This is a genomic window from Haemophilus parainfluenzae, from assembly GCF_900450995.1.
GTDB classification, from domain to species: domain Bacteria; phylum Pseudomonadota; class Gammaproteobacteria; order Enterobacterales; family Pasteurellaceae; genus Haemophilus_D; species Haemophilus_D parainfluenzae_O.
Map to the genome: position 1 here is coordinate 1,791,254 of NZ_UGHY01000002.1, position 18,339 is coordinate 1,809,592.

The window sequence follows — 18,339 nt, forward strand, 5'->3', positions numbered from 1 at the left end:
AGGAACATCTACAAATAAAGTGCGGTTGATTTTAACTGCGTTTTTTAAAGGTAAGATAACATGTCAAAACAAATTCAAATTCCTGATATCGGTAGTGATGAAGTTACCGTAACAGAAGTAATGGTGAAAGTAGGTGATACCATTACCGCAGATCAAAGTATTATCAATGTTGAAGGTGATAAAGCTTCAATGGAAGTACCCGCACCAGAAGCTGGTGTGGTAAAAGAAGTATTAGTAAAAGTGGGTGATAAAGTCACAACTGGTACACCAATGCTTGTTTTAGAGTCAGCGGATGCGGCAGCGCCTGCTCCAGCTGCAGTAGCACCTGCGCCGGCAGCCGCACCAGCAGCTACAAGTGTAGTTGAAGTCAATGTACCAGATATCGGTTCAGACGAAGTAAACGTGACTGATATTATGGTGAAAGTAGGCGATACCGTTGAAGTCGACCAATCAATCATCAATGTTGAAGGTGATAAAGCGTCAATGGAAGTGCCAGCTCCTGTTGATGGCGTAGTAAAAGAAATTTTAATCAACGTGGGCGATAAAGTTGTTACTGGCAAATTAATCATGAAATTTGAGGTGGTAGGTGCAGCACCAGCCGCAGCACCAGCTCAACAAGCTTCGGCACCTGCAGCAGCACCAACAGCTTCAGCGATCAAAGAAGTGAATGTACCAGATATCGGTGGCGATGAAGTTAACGTAACTGAAATCATGGTTGCCGTTGGTGACAGCGTTTCTGAAGAGCAATCTTTAATTACCGTTGAAGGTGATAAGGCCTCGATGGAAGTGCCAGCTCCGTTTGCGGGTGTAGTAAAAGAAATTTTAGTGAAATCGGGTGATAAAGTTTCAACTGGTTCATTAATTATGAAATTTGAAGTGGCAGGTGCAGCACCTGCGCCTGCAGCAGCTCCTGCAGCGGCAGCTCCAGCTCCTCAAGCAGTACCTGCAGCAGCGCCAGCAGCACAATCAGGTAATGTATCTGGTTTAAGCCAAGAACAAGTTGTAGCAAGTGCAGGTTATGCACACGCAACCCCGGTGATTCGTCGCTTAGCGCGTGAATACGGTATTAACCTTGATCGCGTAAAAGGTACGGGTCGTAAAGGTCGTGTTGTGAAAGAAGATATTCAAGCTTATGTGAAAACTGCTGTTAAAGCGTTTGAAACTGGCACTGTATCTTCTGCAGCAGCGGGTAATGGTGTGGCAAATGGTGCGGGCTTAGGTTTATTACCATGGCCGAAAGTTGACTTCAGCAAATTTGGTGAAGTAGAAGAAGTTGAATTAAGCCGTATCAACAAAATCTCTGGTGCGAACTTACATCGTAACTGGGTAATGATTCCACATGTTACTCACTTCGATCGCACAGATATCACTGATTTAGAAGCATTCCGTAAAGAACAGAACAAGATTGTTGAAAAACAAAAATTGGATGTGAAAATTACACCGGTTGTGTTCATTATGAAAGCGGTAGCGAAAGCATTAGAAGCGTTCCCACGTTTCAATAGCTCGATCTCTGAAGACGGACAAAAATTAACACTTAAAAAATACATCAACATTGGCGTAGCGGTAGATACACCAAATGGTCTCGTTGTACCTGTATTTAAAAACGTGAATAAAAAAGGTATTATCGAACTCTCTCGTGAATTAATGGAAATCTCCAAAAAAGCACGTGACGGTAAACTTTCAGGTTCTGATATGCAAGGTGGTTGTTTTACCATTTCAAGCTTAGGCGGTATTGGTACAACTCACTTTACACCAATTGTAAATGCACCTGAAGTGGCAATCTTAGGTGTGTCTAAATCAGAAATGCAACCGGTTTGGAATGGTAAAGAATTTGAGCCACGCTTAATGCTTCCATTATCATTATCTTTCGACCACCGTGTGATCGATGGTGCTGATGGTGCTCGTTTCTTAAGCTATATCAATGGCGTATTAGCTGACTTGCGTCGCTTAGTGATGTAATTAACGAGGTAAGATGTGAGTGATTAGGCTCACATCTTACAGAAAGGATCGCAAAGTGCGGTCAAAAATTTGAACGTTTTTACGAGGTAAAAATGAGTAAAGAAATTAAAACCCAAGTTGTGGTACTTGGTGCTGGTCCTGCAGGTTATTCAGCGGCATTCCGTTGTGCGGACTTAGGTTTAGAAACAGTACTTGTTGAACGTTATTCAACATTAGGTGGGGTATGTTTAAACGTAGGTTGTATCCCTTCTAAAGCATTACTTCACGTAGCTAAAGTAATTGAAGAAGCTAAACATGCAAGCAAAAATGGTGTGTATTTCGCAGAGCCTTGCATTGATTTAGATGAAGTGCGTGCCGGTAAAGAAGCAGTTGTGGCGAAATTAACTGGTGGTCTTGCAGGCATGGCTAAACAACGTAAAGTAACCGTTGTTGAAGGTTTAGCGGCGTTTACCGATCCACATACATTAGTAGCGCGTGATCGTGATGGTAAACCAACCACAATTAAATTTGATAATGCGATTATCGCAGCGGGTTCTCGCCCAATTCAATTACCATTCATTCCACATGAAGATCCACGCGTTTGGGATTCAACGGATGCACTTAAATTAAAAGAAGTACCGAAAAAACTTTTAATCATGGGCGGTGGTATCATCGGTTTAGAGATGGGTACCGTATATGATGCATTAGGTTCTGAAGTTGAAGTGGTTGAAATGTTTGACCAAGTAATTCCAGCGGCAGATAAAGATGTGGTGGGTATTTATACCAAACAAGTTGAGAAAAAATTCAAGTTAATGCTTGAAACTAAAGTGACTGCAGTTGAAGCAAAAGATGATGGTATCTATGTTTCAATGGAAGGTAAGGCATGCAACGACACTAAACGTTATGATGCAGTATTAGTTGCAATCGGTCGTACACCAAACGGTAAATTGATTGATGCAGGTAAAGCAGGTGTTGAAGTGGATGAGCGTGGTTTCATTCATGTTGATAAACAAATGCGTACCAATGTGCCTCATATCTTCGCAATCGGTGATATCGTTGGTCAACCAATGTTAGCTCACAAAGGTGTTCACGAAGGTCACGTCGCGGCAGAAGTGATTGCAGGACAAAAACATTACTTCGATCCAAAAGTCATTCCTTCTATTGCTTATACTGAACCAGAAGTGGCTTGGGTAGGTAAAACTGAGAAAGAATGTAAACAAGAAGGTTTAAACTATGAAGTCGCTAAATTCCCTTGGGCTGCTTCAGGTCGTGCGATTGCTTCAGAATGTGCTGAAGGTATGACCAAATTAATCTTCGATAAAGATACTCACCGTGTACTTGGTGGGGCAATCGTTGGTTCTAACGGTGGTGAATTGTTAGGTGAAATCGGTCTTGCGATTGAAATGGGTTGTGATGCGGAAGATATTGCATTAACCATCCATGCTCACCCAACACTTCATGAATCTGTAGGTCTTGCAGCTGAAGTATTTGAAGGTTCAATTACCGATCTTCCAAATGCAAAAGCGAAGAAAAAATAATCAATTCTAATCTTTTTAAGGGCTGCTCATTGAGCAGCCCTTATTTTTTGAGATCTCACTCACAAAATTGCATAAAAATTCAATAAAGACTGGCGAGCATAATGACTTTTTGGTAAAATCCGACCAGTTTTGTTTTTATATTTTTTTATTATTTGGAAGCGATGTTAAAGAAGATTTTGATTATTGTAGGTTTGGCTGTTTTGACAACAGCGTGCTCTAACAATTCAGGGCAGGCTCAAAATGGCATGATTAGTGAAAGTGATGATGCTGAATTAACGGGATTAATTGCCGGTTTAGATGGAAAAAAAGGGGGCGCTTACTCTAAATTAAGAACTAATCGTCCTAAATCAGCTTTAATTGGTGATAAAGCACTTGCCCAAGTTTATAACGAATGGGTAGGAACTCGTTATAGAATGGGTGGAACTTCAAAGCATGGTATTGATTGCTCTGCATTTATGCAAACAGCTTTCCTTGATGCTTATGGTATGGAACTGCCACGTTCAACTTCAGAACAGCGTTATTTAGGTCGTCAAATCCAAAAGCATGAATTGCGTAAAGGTGATTTAGTGTTTTTCCGCGGAAATAATCACGTAGGTGTTTATATCGGAAATAATCAATTTATGCATGCAAGTACAAGCCAAGGCGTAACAATTAGTTCATTGGATGAAGATTACTGGTCAAGAACTTATACACAATCTCGTCGTGTGATGTAATGACAATTTTGTTTCAATAAAAAAGTGCGGTTAATTTTGATCTGCACCCCAAAAGTTGGACTCAACAAACCAACAATTGAGGTGCAGATTTTTTTATGGGTAAACACTACACAATCGAATTTAAATTACAGGCTCTCCAACCTATTTTGAATGGAAAAATGAGTATTAGAGAAGCTGCGCGTTTTTACAATATTCCTTCCAACGCCCTAGTCGGGACATGGTTGAAACGGTTTGAAAAAAGTGGCATAAAAGGACTGATTCCCCGTAAACCATCAGGAAGACCGCCAATGAAACCTAAATACGCCAGAATGCCACCGCCCCCCAAAACTGAAGAAGACCGTTTACGCCTGAGAATTTTACAGCTTGAAGCGGAGGTGGCCTACCTAAAGGAGTTGAGAAGGCTCAGACTTCAGGACGAAGCCGAGCAACGGAAATTATCCAAAGGTTAAGAACACGCTATCCGTTAAAATGGCTTTTAGGTTTTGCACAGTTAGCGCGTAGTACGTTTTTTGCGAAACTCCAGATTAAACCGGATAAGGATGAGCAGCTGAAAAAGGCCATTAAACGCATCAAAGCCAATCATCCTGATTATATGGCTACCGACGTGTTCATGCCAGCTTGCCAGGCGTGAATCATAAAAAAGTTCAACGTTTAATGCAGACACTTGGGCTTCAAGTGCGGTCAAGAAAAAGCAAGAAATTTACGACCTATCGTGGCACGATAGGGGTGATTGCCCCAAATCATATTGAACGTAATTTTAGCGCAACAGCCCCGAAACAAAAATGGGTGACCGATATCACCGAGTTTAAGGCGAAAGATGGGAGTAAAGTCTATTTATCCCCAATTTTAGACTTATTTAACAATGAGATAGTCTCCTATAATCTCAGCTATTCCCCAAACTGGGCGCAAGTAGAGGACATGTTAATGCAAGCTGTCAAAGGATTAAATAAAGCTTGTGGTGTCATTTTACATTCAGACCAAGGATGGCAATATCAAATGGTAGCTTATCGTCGAATCTTGGCTGAACATGGCATCATTCAAAGTATGTCGAGAAAAGGGAATTGCTTAGATAACGCCGCAATGGAAAGTTTCTTTGGACGATTAAAAACGGAATGTTTTTATGATCGGGAATTTAAAACAAAAGAAGAGATAGTTGATGCCGTCAGAGATTATTTGGATTACTATAATCACCGACGGATTCAACTAAAATTAAAAGGACTGAGTCCAATACAATATCGAAAACAATCCTTTAAATAACAGTCTAACTTTTTGGGGGCAGATCATTTTGACCGCACTTTTTCTTTATTTAGATTATTTGATGATTGGCTTAAGCCGCAAATTTCATTAAGTCTCTTCTTGGTTTCATTTGATGGATGGTATTCGTTACCGTGCCAACTAATGGAAGGTTTGTCCATTGTGTTGTTTTAATATTTTCCACTTTAGAATCTAATGCCATGAATACAAATTCATTACCGCTTACGCCGGCAAATTCATAAATATGGAATTCATCTTGTTTTTCTAATACTACAAGATCACCAATGAAAAGGCTGTCATTTTTTTCAACCACTAACATATCGCCCATTTCAATTCCCCAAGCAAGCATATTCGGATTGGTAACACGAATGAAGCAAGTTTGTTGTGGACGTTTGATGCAATAAAGGTTGAGATCTAATTTTTTATTAAATGTCGATTTACTTTCAACATCATTGAAAAATGGCATAGGATGATAAGAAAACGTCATATCATTTTGTGCAACTGTATTTGCGTAGTTCATCATCTTGTGTTCCTTTTAGTTAGTGTGTTTTTAATCATTGGTTGTTTATACAGGTGTAATATACTGGTATTAGATACAGTATGTCAATAGGATATAGAAAAAAATTTTTTATAGGCGAAAATTTTAGAAAAAATTCATTCCTAGCTTAAAAAGTTCAATTTTTTAGCAAAATAATAAAGAAAAAATTTTCTTTTAAATAAAATTTGAGCTATCTTTATGTTTTGGTGGATCGTAACGATCTGAAGTTCAACTTAATCTTCATTTAAAACTATTATGAATACATCACGTTTATTTCATTTTTTGTTCCAAGGTAATTTGGTAAAACGAATTGCTATTGGTTTGGTACTCGGGATCCTTGTTGCATTGGTGAATGAGAGTGTAAAAAATTCATCAGGCATTGATCTTGCATCTAGCTTTGGTGTGCTGGGTCAAATTTTTGTTAAAGCATTGCGTGCAGTTGCACCAATTTTGATTTTCTTCCTTGTTATGGCAGCACTGGCTAATAAGAAAGTCGGTTCTAAAAGCAACATGAAAGAAATTGTCCTGCTTTATCTTTTGGGTACTTTCTTGGCCGCTGTGGCTGCAGTGATTGCAAGTATGGCATTCCCATCAGATGTGGCTCTTGCAGTAAAAGAGGATGCGAGTTCAGCGCCTCAATCTGTTGGACAAGTCATGTTAACTTTAGTATTGAATGTGGTGGATAACCCATTAAATGCAATTTTCAAAGCAAACTTTATCGGTGTTTTAGCGTGGTCTATCGGTTTAGGTTTAGCCCTTCGTCATGCATCAGATGCAACGAAACAAGTTGTGGCTGATTTTGCAGAAGGCATTTCTAAAATTGTTCACGTAATTATTTCATTTGCGCCTTTCGGTGTATTCGGTTTAGTAGCTGAGACATTATCTGACAAAGGCTTATCTGCGTTAGGTGGATATGTTCATTTATTATTCGTGTTAATTGGTACAATGTTATTTACAGCCTTTGTACTTAACCCAATTCTTGTTTATTGGAAAATTCGTCGTAACCCATATCCATTAGTGTGGACTTGTGTACGTGAAAGTGGTGTAACTGCATTCTTTACGCGTAGTTCTGCGGCAAACATCCCGGTAAACATTGAATTAGCAAAACGTTTAAATCTTGATGAAGAAACCTATTCTGTGGCAATTCCATTAGGTGCGAATATCAATATGGCGGGTGCAGCGATTACCATTACTGTATTAACGTTAGCGGCTGTTCATACATTAGGTATCGAAGTCTCTTTCATTAGTGCGGTGTTATTAAGTATTGTTGCGGCGCTTTGTGCGTGTGGAGCGTCTGGTGTGGCAGGTGGTTCATTATTGTTAATCCCATTAGCTTGTAGCTTATTCGGTATTAATGATGATATTGCAGCTCAAATGATCGGTGTCGGTTTTGTTATCGGTATCTTACAAGACTCAACAGAAACTGCATTAAACTCTTCAACTGACGTATTATTTACTGCGGCAGTATGTATGGAAGAAGAGCGTAAAAACGGTTAATTAAATTCATCTAACAAGGCGGGCAATTGCTCGCCTTTTGTTTTTAAGGGAAAGAGAATGACACTTTTAATTCAGCAAGCAAAATTTGAGCTTTATCAAAAACACACCTTAAAGTTACCGTACTTTGCGATTGAGTCACAACAATATTGGGTTGTAGTAGGCAGTAATGGGAGTGGGAAATCAGCGTTTGCGTTAGCTTTGCAACATAAATTGCTTTTACAAGAAGGGGAGTATCGTAATACTTTCAAACGTGTTCAATCCTTTTCTTTTGAAAAACAACGAGAAATTCTTGAAGCGACATTAAAGAACTTAAATAACGATGATACCGATCCTGATTTTTTTGGTAAAACCGCAAGGGAAATGATCTTAAATGGCAGTTCATCGCTAGATTTTTGCGAAGAGATTGCAGAAAAATTAGGGATTACTTATCTCTTAGATCGTTTCTTTATCAAACTTTCTACTGGGGAAACGCGTAAAGTGTTATTGGCACAAGCGTTATTACAAAAGCCTGATTTGTTGATTTTAGATGAGCCTTTTGAAGGGCTAGATCAACAATCTGTGCAAGATTGGATGACGATGTTAAACGAACTGAAAAAAGAATGTGCAATTGTTCTAATTGTTAATCGTTTGGCTGATATTCCTGCTGAAGCGAGTCATTTAGCCATGTTGGAAAATTTAGAGTTAGTATTAGAAGGTGAACGCCAATTCATTGAGCAACAAAGTATTTATCAACAATTAGTTTATGCGGAACAGTCTGTTGATGTAGCTTTGCCTGAACCAGCCTCACCATTACTAAAATTGCCTGAAAACCAACCGCACTTTGAGCTTAAAAATGTCACGGTCCAGTATGGCGATAAAGTCATTTTGGATCATTTAAACTGGGTTGTTCAGCCAAATCAAAATTGGTGGATTAAAGGACCTAATGGCGCAGGAAAGTCTACGTTACTTTCGTTAATTACAGGTGATCATCCTCAAGCATTTGTGAATCATGTAGTGATCTTTGGTAAACAACGTGGATCAGGCGAAACCATTTGGGATATTAAACAAACACTTGGCTACGTAAGCAGCCAACTGCATTTAGATTATCGTGTGAATTGTTCCGTGCTAGATGTCATTATTTCAGGCTTTTTTGACAGTATAGGGATTTATCAACAAGTGCCAGAGGCAATTCGTTTAAAAGCCATGCAGTGGTTAGCTCGTTTAAATCTGACTCATTTAGCCAAAAAGCCATTTCGTTCACTTTCTTGGGGACAGCAACGTTTATTGCTCATTACTCGTGCGATGGTGAAATATCCACCTGTTTTGATTTTAGATGAACCTTTTCAAGGGCTTGATGGATTAAATCGCAAGCTCGTAAAATATTTTATTGAGCAACTGGTCAATAATAGTAAAACCCAACTTTTATTTGTCTCTCATCAAGATTTAGATGCCCCGAATTGCATTACGCATCTTTTTGAATTTATAAGAGAAAACGATAAATATATTTATATACAAAGTGCGGTCTAATTTGATAGACTTTTCCTATATTTCTTCATCATTAAGGAGCAATCTATGGAAGGCTTATCTATTGCCGCAATCGTCTTTATTGTATTAGTTGTTGTTGTGCTGTTTTCGGCACTTAAAACTGTACCCCAAGGTTATAACTGGACGATTGAGCGTTTTGGACGTTATACCCACACCTTAATGCCGGGCTTGAACTTTGTGGTGCCGTTTGTGGATCGTGTTGGTCGTAAGATCAATATGATGGAACAGGTATTAGATATTCCCTCACAAGAAGTTATTTCTAAGGATAACGCGAACGTATCCATTGATGCGGTTTGTTTCGTACAGGTGATTGATGCTCGCAGTGCAGCTTATGAAGTAAATCATTTGGAACAAGCAATTATCAATTTAACCATGACCAACATTCGTACTGTATTAGGCTCGATGGAATTGGATGAAATGCTTTCTCAACGTGATTCCATTAATGGTCGTTTATTGGCTATTGTGGATGAAGCGACCAATCCTTGGGGATTAAAGTCACCCGTATTGAAATTCGCGATGTGCGTCCACCACGTGAATTAATTGATTCCATGAATGCGCAAATGAAAGCTGAACGTAATAAACGTGCGGAAGTGTTGGAAGCGGAAGGTATTCGTCAGGCGGAAATTTTACGTGCCGAAGGGGAAAAACAAGCCCGTATTCTGAAAGCGGAAGGGGAACGTCAAGAAGCCTTCTTACAAGCAGAAGCGCGTGAACGTGCGGCAGAAGCCGAAGCGAAAGCAACTCAAATGGTGTCAGAAGCGATTGCTAGCGGTGATACCAAAGCGATCAATTACTTCATCGCACAAAAATATACAGAAGCCTTAAAACAAATCGGTGGTTCACCGAATAGCAAAGTGGTCATGATGCCGCTTGAAGCCGGCAATTTAATCGGCTCGGTAGCGGGCATTGCCGAACTGTTAAAAGGTGACAAAAAAGCGTAATTTCCTAAAGTGCGGTTAAAAATGACCGCACTTTTTCTCTCAAGGAGTTGATATGGCAGATTGGTTAACAACTTGGTCGGTGTGGCATTGGTTAGTATTAGGTTTTGTATTATTAATCGCTGAAACCCTCGTATCTAGCGTATTTTTATTGTGGTGGGGGTTGGCTGCGATTGTGGCAGCAGGCGTAATGGCATTGGTGCCGAGTTTATCCTTAACCGCTTTAGCCATTTTTTATGCGATTTTAGCGATTATTCTCTCGTTGCTTTGGTGGAAATATCAACATAGCAAAGATAATCAGGATCAATCACGTACGACCTTAAATCAACGGGATCATACTCTGTTAGGTAAAAAAGGCACGGTATTAGAAATTGGTTCTAACGGGATTGGTCGAGGTGCCTTTGGCGATACCACATGGCGCATTCAAGGCGAGCATTTAGCAGTGAATGATCTTGTGGTGGTAGAACGCGTTGATGGCATCACACTGTTAGTGAAAAAGGTAACAGAATGAATCATTTAATTCTTTTTGCGCATCCAAATAGTCAAAAAAGTTTTGGTCGTGCCATCGTGGATCGCATTGTAAAAGCAAGCCAACAGCTTGGTGTTGAAACCCATTTGCGCGATCTTTACACCATGGAATTTAATCCGATTATTTCCTTTGAAGAATTACAATCGGCCAATAAAGGGATTATTCCGGCAGAAATTCAGCAAGAGCATGAGTTTATTCGCCAAGCAGATTTGATTACGATGGTTTATCCTTTATGGTGGATGGGCTTTCCTGCAATGCTGAAAGGCTATTTGGATCGTGTATTAAGTCATGGTTTTGCTTATAAAACAGAAAATGGTGAATCCAAAGGTCTGCTTCAAGGTAAAGCGATGCAGCAATTTATCACCATAGGGAGTAGCGTAGCAAAATATCAAGAATACGGAGTCGATAAATCCCTTAATCATTGTTTGATCAATGGTTTATTTAATTATTGCGGTATCGAGAATGTGGATTACACTTTGTTCGGTGATATTCATATTATCGATGATGCCGCTCGCCAAGCGATGCTTGACGAAGCCGCCGAAAAAACAACGGCAAAATTGACCGCACTTTTAGCTCAATCTTGAGCACAATCATAGGAAAGCAACAGATGTCAGAAACTCAAGTGAATAATTTTTCTTTAATAAGCCGTCTATTTGGCAATTTATTTTATCGCAGCCCTACGGATCCAATTTTGAGTGGGGTATTTGATTGGCTGCAGCAACAAGGTTTAAGTCAAGTGTGGGCACTTTCTACGGATAAAGAAAGCGAAGCGGCCATTGATAATTTACAAATGAAAATTGATTTAACGTTGCTTGAGCAAGAATATCAAAAATTGTTTGGTCCAAATGGTAACGTACCAACGGCTATTTCAAGTTATGATATGGATGTGCAACGTTTTGTGGATTTTCGTCATACCCGTAATGTGCCGGAAGCCGAGAATGTGGATCATTTCGCCTTGTTATTACTTACAGCATCTTGGCTAGAAGACAATACGGAATCGCTATCTGCTCAACAAGATTTATTCGGTGATTTTCTCTTGCCTTGTGCAGCGAAATTCTTAACCCAAGTGGAAACTTATGCAACGCTTCCTTTCTATCGTTCATTGGCGTATTTAACCCGTGAAATTCTTGCGGCAATGGCTGATGAGTTGGAGGAAGGCGAGTAGTTTTCATCAATAGAATAGATCTCTAAAAGAGATTTTTAGATAACAATAAAAAAGCCCTGCGAATCAAAACGCGGGCTTTTATTTAATGGAAGATCAATTATTCTTCAGAAGTCACATCTTCAGTGCCTTCGTCTTCATCATCCACATCACAAACACGTTCAAGACTGACTACGTGTTCATCTTCTGCGGTGCGAATTAAACGAACCCCTTGGGTGTTACGGCCAACGATACTTACTTCACTTACACGAGTACGTACTAAGGTACCGGCATCGGTAATAAGCATAATTTGGTCGGTTTCTTCTACTTGTGTCGCGGCAACGACTTTACCGTTACGTTCGCTCACTTTAATCGAAATCACCCCTTTGGTATTACGCGATTTGGTTGGGTACTCGCTTAATTGCGTGCGTTTACCATAACCGTTTTGCGTCGCGGTAAGAATTGCACCATCATTTTTCGGTACAACTAAGGAAACCACTTTATCGATGTTGAGATCGAGTGTTTCTTCTGCATTATCGTCAGAAACCTCTTCAATTTCGACCGCACTTTCATCGTCAGCGATATCATTAGTAAGGGCAAGTTTAATACCGCGTACACCTGTTGCTAAACGACCCATTGCACGTACTGCACTTTCAGCGAAACGCACTACGCGACCTTGCGAAGAGAACAACATGATTTCGTTAGAACCGTCGGTGATATCCACACCGATTAATTCATCTTCATCACGTAAGTTCAAGGCGATGATACCGCTTGAACGTGGACGGCTGAATTCGGTGAGCGCAATTTTCTTCACAATACCGCCAGCCGTTGCCATGATAACGAATTTATCTTCTTCATAAGCAGAGATTGGCAAGATTGCGGTGATACGCTCGTTTTCTTGTAACGGTAGAATATTGACAATTGGACGACCGCGTGCGCCACGGCTAGCTTGTGGTAATTGATAGACTTTCAACCAATATAAACGGCCACGGCTCGAGAAGCAGAGAATCGTATCGTGAGTATTCGCCACTAAGAGTTTTTCAATGAAGTCTTCATCTTTCATCTTCGTTGCAGATTTACCTTTACCACCACGACGTTGTGCTTCGTAGTCGGTAAGCGGTTGATATTTCACATAACCTTCGTGAGAAAGGGTCACTACCACATCTTCTTGAGCGATTAAATCTTCTAAATCAATATCACCGGAAGCGGCAGTAATTTCAGTACGACGTTCATCGGCGAATTGTGCACGTACTTGTTCAAGTTCTTCACGAATTACTTCCATCAAGCGCTCAGGGCTATTGATGATGTGAAGAAGTTCTGCAATTTTAACCAATAACTCTTTGTATTCATTGATCACTTCTTCGGTAGCAAGACCAGTTAAACGGTGCAAGCGAAGTTCTAAGATTGCATCAACTTGTTCTGGAGAAAGGTAGTAATCAGAACCTTGAATACCAAATTCAGCCGCTAATTCAGCCGGACGTGCCGCCGCATCAAGCAAGCCTAAAATTTCGTTATTCAGTTTCCAAGGGCGAGAGATTAATTTTTCTGCCGCCTCTTTACGCTCTTTTGATTGGCGGATGATGTCGATGATTTCATCGATATTTGATGTTGCAACCGCTAAACCTTCTAAAATATGGGTACGCTCGCGGGCTTTACGCAATTCAAATAAAGAACGGCGAATCACCACTTCGCGACGGTGCATCACAAAGGCTTCAATGATTTGTTTTAAGTTGAATAAACGTGGTTGACCGTGATCCAAGGCCACCATGTTGATCCCGAAGGTCACCTGCATTTGAGTAAGGGCATAGAGGTGATTTAAAACTACTTCGCCCACAGCATCACGTTTGATGTCGATTTCAATGCGGATCCCTTCTTTGTTCGAAAGGTCGATAATATTGCTGATGCCTTCGATTTTTTTATCTTTGATAAGCTCCGCAATTTTTTCCACTAATTTGGCTTTGTTCACCTGATAAGGCAATTCGGTTACAATGATTTGCTCTTTGCCTTTCTCAGTGGTTTCTACGCTAGCACGAGCGCGAACATACACTTTGCCGCGACCCGTGCGATAAGCTTCTTCAATCCCTTTACGGCCATTAATTAATGCCGCTGTCGGGAAGTCTGGGCCTGGGATATATTGCATTAATTCATCAATGGTGATGTTTTCGTTATCAATATAAGCCAAGCAGCCATCTAAAACTTCATTTAAGTTGTGTGGTGGAATGTTCGTTGCCATCCCTACCGCGATACCGGAAGAACCATTCGCTAAAAGTGCAGGAATACGGGTTGGTAATACATCCGGAATCATTAATTCGCCATCATAGTTTGGCGAGAAATTCACGGTTTCTTTATCCAAGTCAGTTAATAACGCTTGGGTGATTTTTTGCATACGGACTTCGGTATAACGCATTGCCGCAGGTGCGTCACCGTCGATTGAACCGAAGTTACCTTGCCCATCTACCAACATGTAGCGCAATGAGAACGGCTGTGCCATACGCACAATGGTGTCATACACCGCAGAATCACCGTGCGGGTGATATTTACCGATTACATCACCTACCACACGGGCAGATTTTACGTATTTTTTGCCGGCAGTGATGCCAGATTGATCCATGGAGAAAAGCACACGTCGATGCACTGGTTTTAAACCGTCACGTACGTCGGGCAAAGCACGCCCAACAATCACCGACATGGCGTAGTCAAGGTAAGAAGATTTGAGTTCTTCTTCAATATTGACTGGGGTAATAGAGGAATGGATTGAATCCGTCATTTTTATTCCTTTTTGATCAAAAAATTGTGACGGATTATAGCATAAATTTAAGCGTTTTTGTGTGAAAAGTGCGGTTGATTTTGAAGCAGTTTTTTAATGCGGAAATAAATAAGGCAGACATTAAGTCCGCCTTATGATTGAGAGAAAATCGTCTATTTCCAATTTTCTCGTTTGGCTTTTTGTAGTTTAGCATAGGCACCAAGTAAAGCTTGGTGTTCTTTGAAGTTTTCAAGCGTTTCATCGCTGGCTGGCAAGTTATAGAACGGGTTACCCTTTTCAGCCACCGCAGCCCAAGCTTGTTGAACGGCTTCTTTGCCATACATTCTTTCAAATACAGTGCGATATTGTTGTGGATCGCGAGTATTGTCTAAATGCAATTCAATAATACTGATTAAGGCACGATAGTAATTCACACGCTCAGGCGTAAACACAGAGCTATTCATATTCATCGTCCAGTTTGCCCAATCTAAGGCTAATTCTAATTCACCTAATGCTAAGTAAAGCATGGATTTCAGTTCACCAACACGTAATGTTGTCCAACCGCTTGCTTTTGGTGCAACGATACCGATAAATTCGCGAACGCGTGTAGCATCATCAATATCTTGCTCATCTAATTCTGCTAATAATTCTTCATAAGTTTCAGCATCATGATGATGGTGTGGTAGCTCCAATAAGATCTCACGCCAGTCCATACCCATATTATTATTGGCATAAATGAGGTCATCAGCAGGATAGATATCAGACATGCCTGGTACGATAATGCGACAAGCGTAAACGTCTAAATGGTTGTAATCCATGATATAGACTTCTTTTTCCTCTGCATTAAAGATTGCCATCAAGTTTTCATATTCTTCTTGCGTTGAACCTGAGAAATCCCAATCTACAAATTCATAATCTGGCGTATTTTTAAATAAATCCCAAGAAATTAAACCGCTAGAATCAATAAAGTGTGTTTCAAGGTTAGCATGCTCCGCCACATCATCATTATTGAATGATGGAGGAGAGAATACATCGAGATCTTTTAAGCTGCGACCTTGTAAAAGCTCCGTTACGGTACGCTCTAATGCCACTTGGAAGTTTGGATGTGCACCAAAAGAAGCAAAGCAAGTGCCGTTATTTGGGTTGAGTAATACCACACAAATGACAGGATATTTGCCACCTAGTGACGCATCAAAGGCATAAATAGGGAAGCCTTCTTCCTCTAATTTTGCAATAGAGGCTTGAATAGATGGATAGCGATTCATCACGGATTTTGGAATTTCAGGAAGACTGATTGCTTCTGCAATAATGCGATTTTTTACGTAACGTTCAAAAACTTCTGAAAGCCCTTGCACTTGAGCTTCATTTTTTGTGTTACCGGCAGACATTCCGTTAGATACGTATAAATTCGCAATGATACTTTGTGGAATATAGACGGTTTCTTGATCGGATTGACGCACATAAGGCATCGCGACAATACCGCGATCGTAATTACCAGATTGCAGATCTACAAGCAATTCAGGGGTTAGTTCTTGATTTGGATCGAAATAATCCCATAAGTAATCATCTAAAATCCCTAGAGGTAAAAGGGCTTCATCTTCAATAGGAAACCATTTTTCAGTGGGATAATGGACGAAATCGCCATTGGCAATCTCTTGCCCTAAATAGAAATCAGCAAAGAAATAGTTGGTGGAAAGACGTTCGAAATATTCACCTAATGCAGACGCTAATGCGGCTTTTTTGCTCGCGCCTTTACCGTTAGAAAAACATTGTGGGCAATCTTTATCACGAATGTGTACAGACCATACATTTGGCACAGGATTAAGCCAAGAGGCTTCTTCGATATTGAAACCAAGTGCGGTCAATTTTTGTTGAAATTTTGAAATACTGTCTTCAAGTGCGGCATCTTTGCCTAGAATAAATGTTTGTTCGGTCATAATTGTTCCTGTTATAAAAAGTTCTCGCATCATAGGGGAGTTTAATGGGCTAATCAAGCATAAAATTTATACGCTTTAGCTCTTGTTTTCCTTGATTTTTAAGGGTAAATTAGCTTGGCGCAGAAAGGTATTTTCTGTGTAGGTAAAATTATAAACAAATCAATCAATTGGGAGACATTATGGCTCAAGGATTTTATGAATTAAAAGTGGCTAAAGACGGACAATTTATGTTCAACTTAAAAGCAGCAAACGGACAAGTTATTTTAACTAGCGAACTTTATAAAACAAAAGCATCAGCTGAAAACGGCATTGCATCAGTGCAAAAAAATGGTGTGGATGCGAAAAACTTTGAATATCGCGTAGCGAAAAATGACAAACCTTACTTCATTTTAAAAGCGGCTAACCATCAAGAAATTGGCCGTAGCCAATATTATTCTTCTCAAGCTGCAGCAGAAAAAGGCGTTGAGTCTGTAATGAATAATGCATCTTCTGCAGTAATCAAAGAAGTGACAGAATAATTATTCTGTTCTGATTTCTTTAAATGCACTTGCCGGCTCTAAAAACGCCGGCATTTTTGATCGCGCTTTCTCCGGATTCAGTGTTAAGGGATAAGTTCGTTTTTGGGCAACGATCACAGTGAGCGGAGAGCAGAGCGAGCTATTCTCTTGCTTTATGGATAGTCTTTCTTCTGCAATCACATCAAAATTTAATAATGATAGCCAGTCAACCACTCGCCAAGTAGCATATTGTCGGAACTTAAACTCGCCTAATTTCGGTTTGAAAAGCAAGGGACTCAGCGGATTAAATAACGTGATGAAAATCCAACCGTCATCCTTTAAAACACGATGTGCTTCACGCAATATTTGATGAGGATCTTGCGCAAAATTTAAGGTGTTTGCCAATAAGCAGGCATCCATTTCTTTTTCAATAAAAGGCAAGGTTAATGGCGATGCTTGGAGCAAGCTATCACTTTCATTTAAAAGTGCGGTAGGAAAATGCGCTGTTTTTTCAGCTAACACAATTTGATGACGTAAAGGCAAGTCAAAGGCAATTTCGCCACTTAAGGCACCGACTTTCAGAACTTGATAGCCTAAAATTTTTGGTGTCCATTGGGTAAAATAATGTGTTAATACGTTACAATAGGCTTCACCTTGTGGTAACGCTTGCCAACTTTCAGGTGAAAGAAGTGGTTTGTACCATTTGGCTTTCCAATTCAATGTTAATCCTATTTTCATAAGGTAATTTATGCTAGTTCCTATTCCTGCACTCAATGATAACTATATTTGGCTTTATAGACGAGAAAATTTCCCCGTAATTGTGATCGATATCCCAGAAATACCCCGTTTAATTCCGTATTTAGAATCGAATAAGTTAGACGTAGAGGCGGTGTTATTAACCCATAATCATGATGATCATGTGCAAGGTGTCGCGGAGTTTAAGCAATATTATCCTAATGTGCCTGTTTTCGGTCCAACAGAATGTGCAAATAAAGGGGCAACCAATATCGTGGATAGTGGTGTGATTAATACGGCACATTATCATATTGAAGTTTTGCCAAGCGGTGGTCATACGGCAGGGCATGTCAGCTATTTGGTGGATGGGCATCTATTTTGCGGCGATGCGTTATTTTCTGGTGGTTGTGGACGCGTGTTCACGGGAAATTTTGCTCAAATGTTTGAATCTATGCAGCGTTTTAACCAATTACCAGATGAAACCGTGGTTTGCCCGGCTCATGAATATACGCTGGGTAATTTAGCTTTTGCGGAAACCATATTGGCGGATAAAAGTGCGGTTGAAAATCAACGTGTTTTGGTGGAACGTTATCGTGCGGAGGGAAAACCGAGTTTGCCAACAACAATTGGATTAGAGAAACAAATTAACCCGTTTTTACAAGCAAAAAATTTAGACGAATTTACACAATGGCGTTTAGCGAAAGATAAGTTTTAACTCGTTTTAGTTATTTGTTTGAGTTTTTTCTCTTGAAATTTGCTCAATTCTCAACAATTCATTAAAATAGCGAAAATTTTACTTTCTACTTAAGCCGCA

At 40.0% G+C, this 18,339-nt stretch carries 15 protein-coding genes and 2 pseudogenes; 13 read left to right on the top strand and 4 right to left on the bottom strand.

Going from position 1 to position 18,339, the window contains the following annotated elements; genetic code table 11:
* The first annotated feature begins 60 nt into the window (after positions 1 to 60).
* The 5 genes and pseudogenes from aceF to DX522_RS09155 all read left to right on the top strand — a co-directional run.
* On the top strand, positions 61 to 1,959 hold the full coding sequence (aceF, locus tag DX522_RS09135; protein ID WP_115180557.1) for a pyruvate dehydrogenase complex dihydrolipoyllysine-residue acetyltransferase: 1,899 nt from the start codon (positions 61 to 63) through the stop codon (positions 1,957 to 1,959).
* A gap of 92 nt (positions 1,960 to 2,051) precedes the next feature.
* Positions 2,052 to 3,476 carry a dihydrolipoyl dehydrogenase gene (gene lpdA, locus DX522_RS09140; protein ID WP_115180558.1) on the top strand — a complete coding sequence of 475 codons (1,425 nt, stop codon included), beginning with the start codon at positions 2,052 to 2,054 and terminating at the stop codon, positions 3,474 to 3,476.
* A gap of 161 nt (positions 3,477 to 3,637) precedes the next feature.
* A complete protein-coding gene (locus tag DX522_RS09145; protein ID WP_115180559.1) occupies positions 3,638 to 4,189 on the top strand; it encodes an NlpC/P60 family protein in 552 nt (183 codons plus the stop codon).
* A gap of 95 nt (positions 4,190 to 4,284) precedes the next feature.
* Positions 4,285 to 4,638 (top strand): helix-turn-helix domain-containing protein, encoded by a 354-nt coding sequence (locus tag DX522_RS09150; RefSeq protein ID WP_115180560.1) that lies wholly within the window; start codon positions 4,285 to 4,287, stop codon positions 4,636 to 4,638.
* A gap of 154 nt (positions 4,639 to 4,792) precedes the next feature.
* Positions 4,793 to 5,446: pseudogene (locus tag DX522_RS09155) on the top strand (IS3 family transposase); the annotation flags it as partial.
* A gap of 70 nt (positions 5,447 to 5,516) precedes the next feature.
* Here DX522_RS09155 and DX522_RS09160 read toward each other — a convergent pair.
* Positions 5,517 to 5,966, bottom strand: a complete 450-nt coding sequence (locus DX522_RS09160; RefSeq protein ID WP_075875252.1) for a LexA family protein — start codon at positions 5,964 to 5,966, stop codon at positions 5,517 to 5,519.
* A 270-nt stretch (positions 5,967 to 6,236) separates the two neighbouring features.
* Between DX522_RS09160 and sstT the strand changes: the two genes are divergently transcribed.
* The 6 genes and pseudogenes from sstT (at position 6,237) to DX522_RS09190 (ending at position 11,634) form a co-directional block, all read left to right on the top strand.
* Positions 6,237 to 7,478 (top strand): serine/threonine transporter SstT, encoded by a 1,242-nt coding sequence (gene sstT, locus DX522_RS09165; RefSeq protein WP_115180562.1) that lies wholly within the window; start codon positions 6,237 to 6,239, stop codon positions 7,476 to 7,478.
* A 57-nt stretch (positions 7,479 to 7,535) separates the two neighbouring features.
* Positions 7,536 to 8,984 carry a molybdate ABC transporter ATP-binding protein ModF gene (gene modF, locus DX522_RS09170; protein ID WP_115180563.1) on the top strand — a complete coding sequence of 483 codons (1,449 nt, stop codon included), beginning with the start codon at positions 7,536 to 7,538 and terminating at the stop codon, positions 8,982 to 8,984.
* 45 nt (positions 8,985 to 9,029) lie between these two features.
* Positions 9,030 to 9,943: pseudogene (locus DX522_RS09175) on the top strand (SPFH domain-containing protein).
* Between the two features lie 52 nt (positions 9,944 to 9,995).
* Positions 9,996 to 10,451 carry an NfeD family protein gene (locus tag DX522_RS09180; protein WP_115180564.1) on the top strand — a complete coding sequence of 152 codons (456 nt, stop codon included), beginning with the start codon at positions 9,996 to 9,998 and terminating at the stop codon, positions 10,449 to 10,451.
* Positions 10,448 to 11,053 carry an NAD(P)H-dependent oxidoreductase gene (locus DX522_RS09185; protein WP_115180565.1) on the top strand — a complete coding sequence of 202 codons (606 nt, stop codon included), beginning with the start codon at positions 10,448 to 10,450 and terminating at the stop codon, positions 11,051 to 11,053. Before DX522_RS09180 ends, DX522_RS09185 begins: the two co-directional genes overlap by 4 nt.
* Positions 11,054 to 11,076: 23 nt before the next feature.
* On the top strand, positions 11,077 to 11,634 hold the full coding sequence (locus DX522_RS09190) for a molecular chaperone (RefSeq protein ID WP_115180566.1): 558 nt from the start codon (positions 11,077 to 11,079) through the stop codon (positions 11,632 to 11,634).
* 97 nt (positions 11,635 to 11,731) lie between these two features.
* On the opposite strand, the gene gyrA is transcribed toward DX522_RS09190, so the two are convergent.
* Together gyrA and ycaO are read right to left on the bottom strand one after the other, a co-directional pair.
* The gene (gyrA, locus tag DX522_RS09195) at positions 11,732 to 14,377 is read right to left on the bottom strand and encodes a DNA topoisomerase (ATP-hydrolyzing) subunit A (RefSeq protein ID WP_115180567.1); all 2,646 of its coding nucleotides are present in this window, start codon (positions 14,375 to 14,377) and stop codon (positions 11,732 to 11,734) included.
* 152 nt (positions 14,378 to 14,529) lie between these two features.
* On the bottom strand, positions 14,530 to 16,293 hold the full coding sequence (ycaO, locus tag DX522_RS09200; protein WP_115180568.1) for a 30S ribosomal protein S12 methylthiotransferase accessory factor YcaO: 1,764 nt from the start codon (positions 16,291 to 16,293) through the stop codon (positions 14,530 to 14,532).
* Between the two features lie 179 nt (positions 16,294 to 16,472).
* Between ycaO and DX522_RS09205 the strand changes: the two genes are divergently transcribed.
* The gene (locus DX522_RS09205; RefSeq protein ID WP_049381360.1) at positions 16,473 to 16,811 is read left to right on the top strand and encodes a YegP family protein; all 339 of its coding nucleotides are present in this window, start codon (positions 16,473 to 16,475) and stop codon (positions 16,809 to 16,811) included.
* Here the strand turns inward: DX522_RS09205 and DX522_RS09210 are convergent, their stop codons facing one another.
* Positions 16,812 to 17,528, bottom strand: a complete 717-nt coding sequence (locus DX522_RS09210; protein WP_262054207.1) for a class I SAM-dependent methyltransferase — start codon at positions 17,526 to 17,528, stop codon at positions 16,812 to 16,814. It abuts the gene before it with no gap.
* A 10-nt stretch (positions 17,529 to 17,538) separates the two neighbouring features.
* Between DX522_RS09210 and gloB the strand changes: the two genes are divergently transcribed.
* Positions 17,539 to 18,240: a hydroxyacylglutathione hydrolase gene (gene gloB / locus DX522_RS09215; protein ID WP_115180570.1), complete on the top strand. Its 702-nt coding sequence runs from the start codon at positions 17,539 to 17,541 to the stop codon at positions 18,238 to 18,240.
* Positions 18,241 to 18,339: the final 99 nt, after the last annotated feature.

What these genes read in the sequence shown, in the direction of transcription:
- DX522_RS09190 (WP_115180566.1), top strand. Translation starts at nt 11,077, where the DNA reads ATGTCAGAAACTCAAGTGAATAATTTTTCTTTAATAAGCCGTCTATTT.
- ycaO (WP_115180568.1), bottom strand. Translation starts at nt 16,293, where the DNA reads ATGACCGAACAAACATTTATTCTAGGCAAAGATGCCGCACTTGAAGAC.
- DX522_RS09160 (WP_075875252.1), bottom strand. Translation starts at nt 5,966, where the DNA reads ATGATGAACTACGCAAATACAGTTGCACAAAATGATATGACGTTTTCT.
- DX522_RS09185 (WP_115180565.1), top strand. Translation starts at nt 10,448, where the DNA reads ATGAATCATTTAATTCTTTTTGCGCATCCAAATAGTCAAAAAAGTTTT.
- DX522_RS09210 (WP_262054207.1), bottom strand. Translation starts at nt 17,528, where the DNA reads ATGAAAATAGGATTAACATTGAATTGGAAAGCCAAATGGTACAAACCA.
- DX522_RS09180 (WP_115180564.1), top strand. Translation starts at nt 9,996, where the DNA reads ATGGCAGATTGGTTAACAACTTGGTCGGTGTGGCATTGGTTAGTATTA.
- sstT (WP_115180562.1), top strand. Translation starts at nt 6,237, where the DNA reads ATGAATACATCACGTTTATTTCATTTTTTGTTCCAAGGTAATTTGGTA.
- DX522_RS09145 (WP_115180559.1), top strand. Translation starts at nt 3,638, where the DNA reads ATGTTAAAGAAGATTTTGATTATTGTAGGTTTGGCTGTTTTGACAACA.
- aceF (WP_115180557.1), top strand. Translation starts at nt 61, where the DNA reads ATGTCAAAACAAATTCAAATTCCTGATATCGGTAGTGATGAAGTTACC.
- DX522_RS09205 (WP_049381360.1), top strand. Translation starts at nt 16,473, where the DNA reads ATGGCTCAAGGATTTTATGAATTAAAAGTGGCTAAAGACGGACAATTT.
- modF (WP_115180563.1), top strand. Translation starts at nt 7,536, where the DNA reads ATGACACTTTTAATTCAGCAAGCAAAATTTGAGCTTTATCAAAAACAC.
- gyrA (WP_115180567.1), bottom strand. Translation starts at nt 14,377, where the DNA reads ATGACGGATTCAATCCATTCCTCTATTACCCCAGTCAATATTGAAGAA.
- DX522_RS09150 (WP_115180560.1), top strand. Translation starts at nt 4,285, where the DNA reads ATGGGTAAACACTACACAATCGAATTTAAATTACAGGCTCTCCAACCT.
- lpdA (WP_115180558.1), top strand. Translation starts at nt 2,052, where the DNA reads ATGAGTAAAGAAATTAAAACCCAAGTTGTGGTACTTGGTGCTGGTCCT.
- gloB (WP_115180570.1), top strand. Translation starts at nt 17,539, where the DNA reads ATGCTAGTTCCTATTCCTGCACTCAATGATAACTATATTTGGCTTTAT.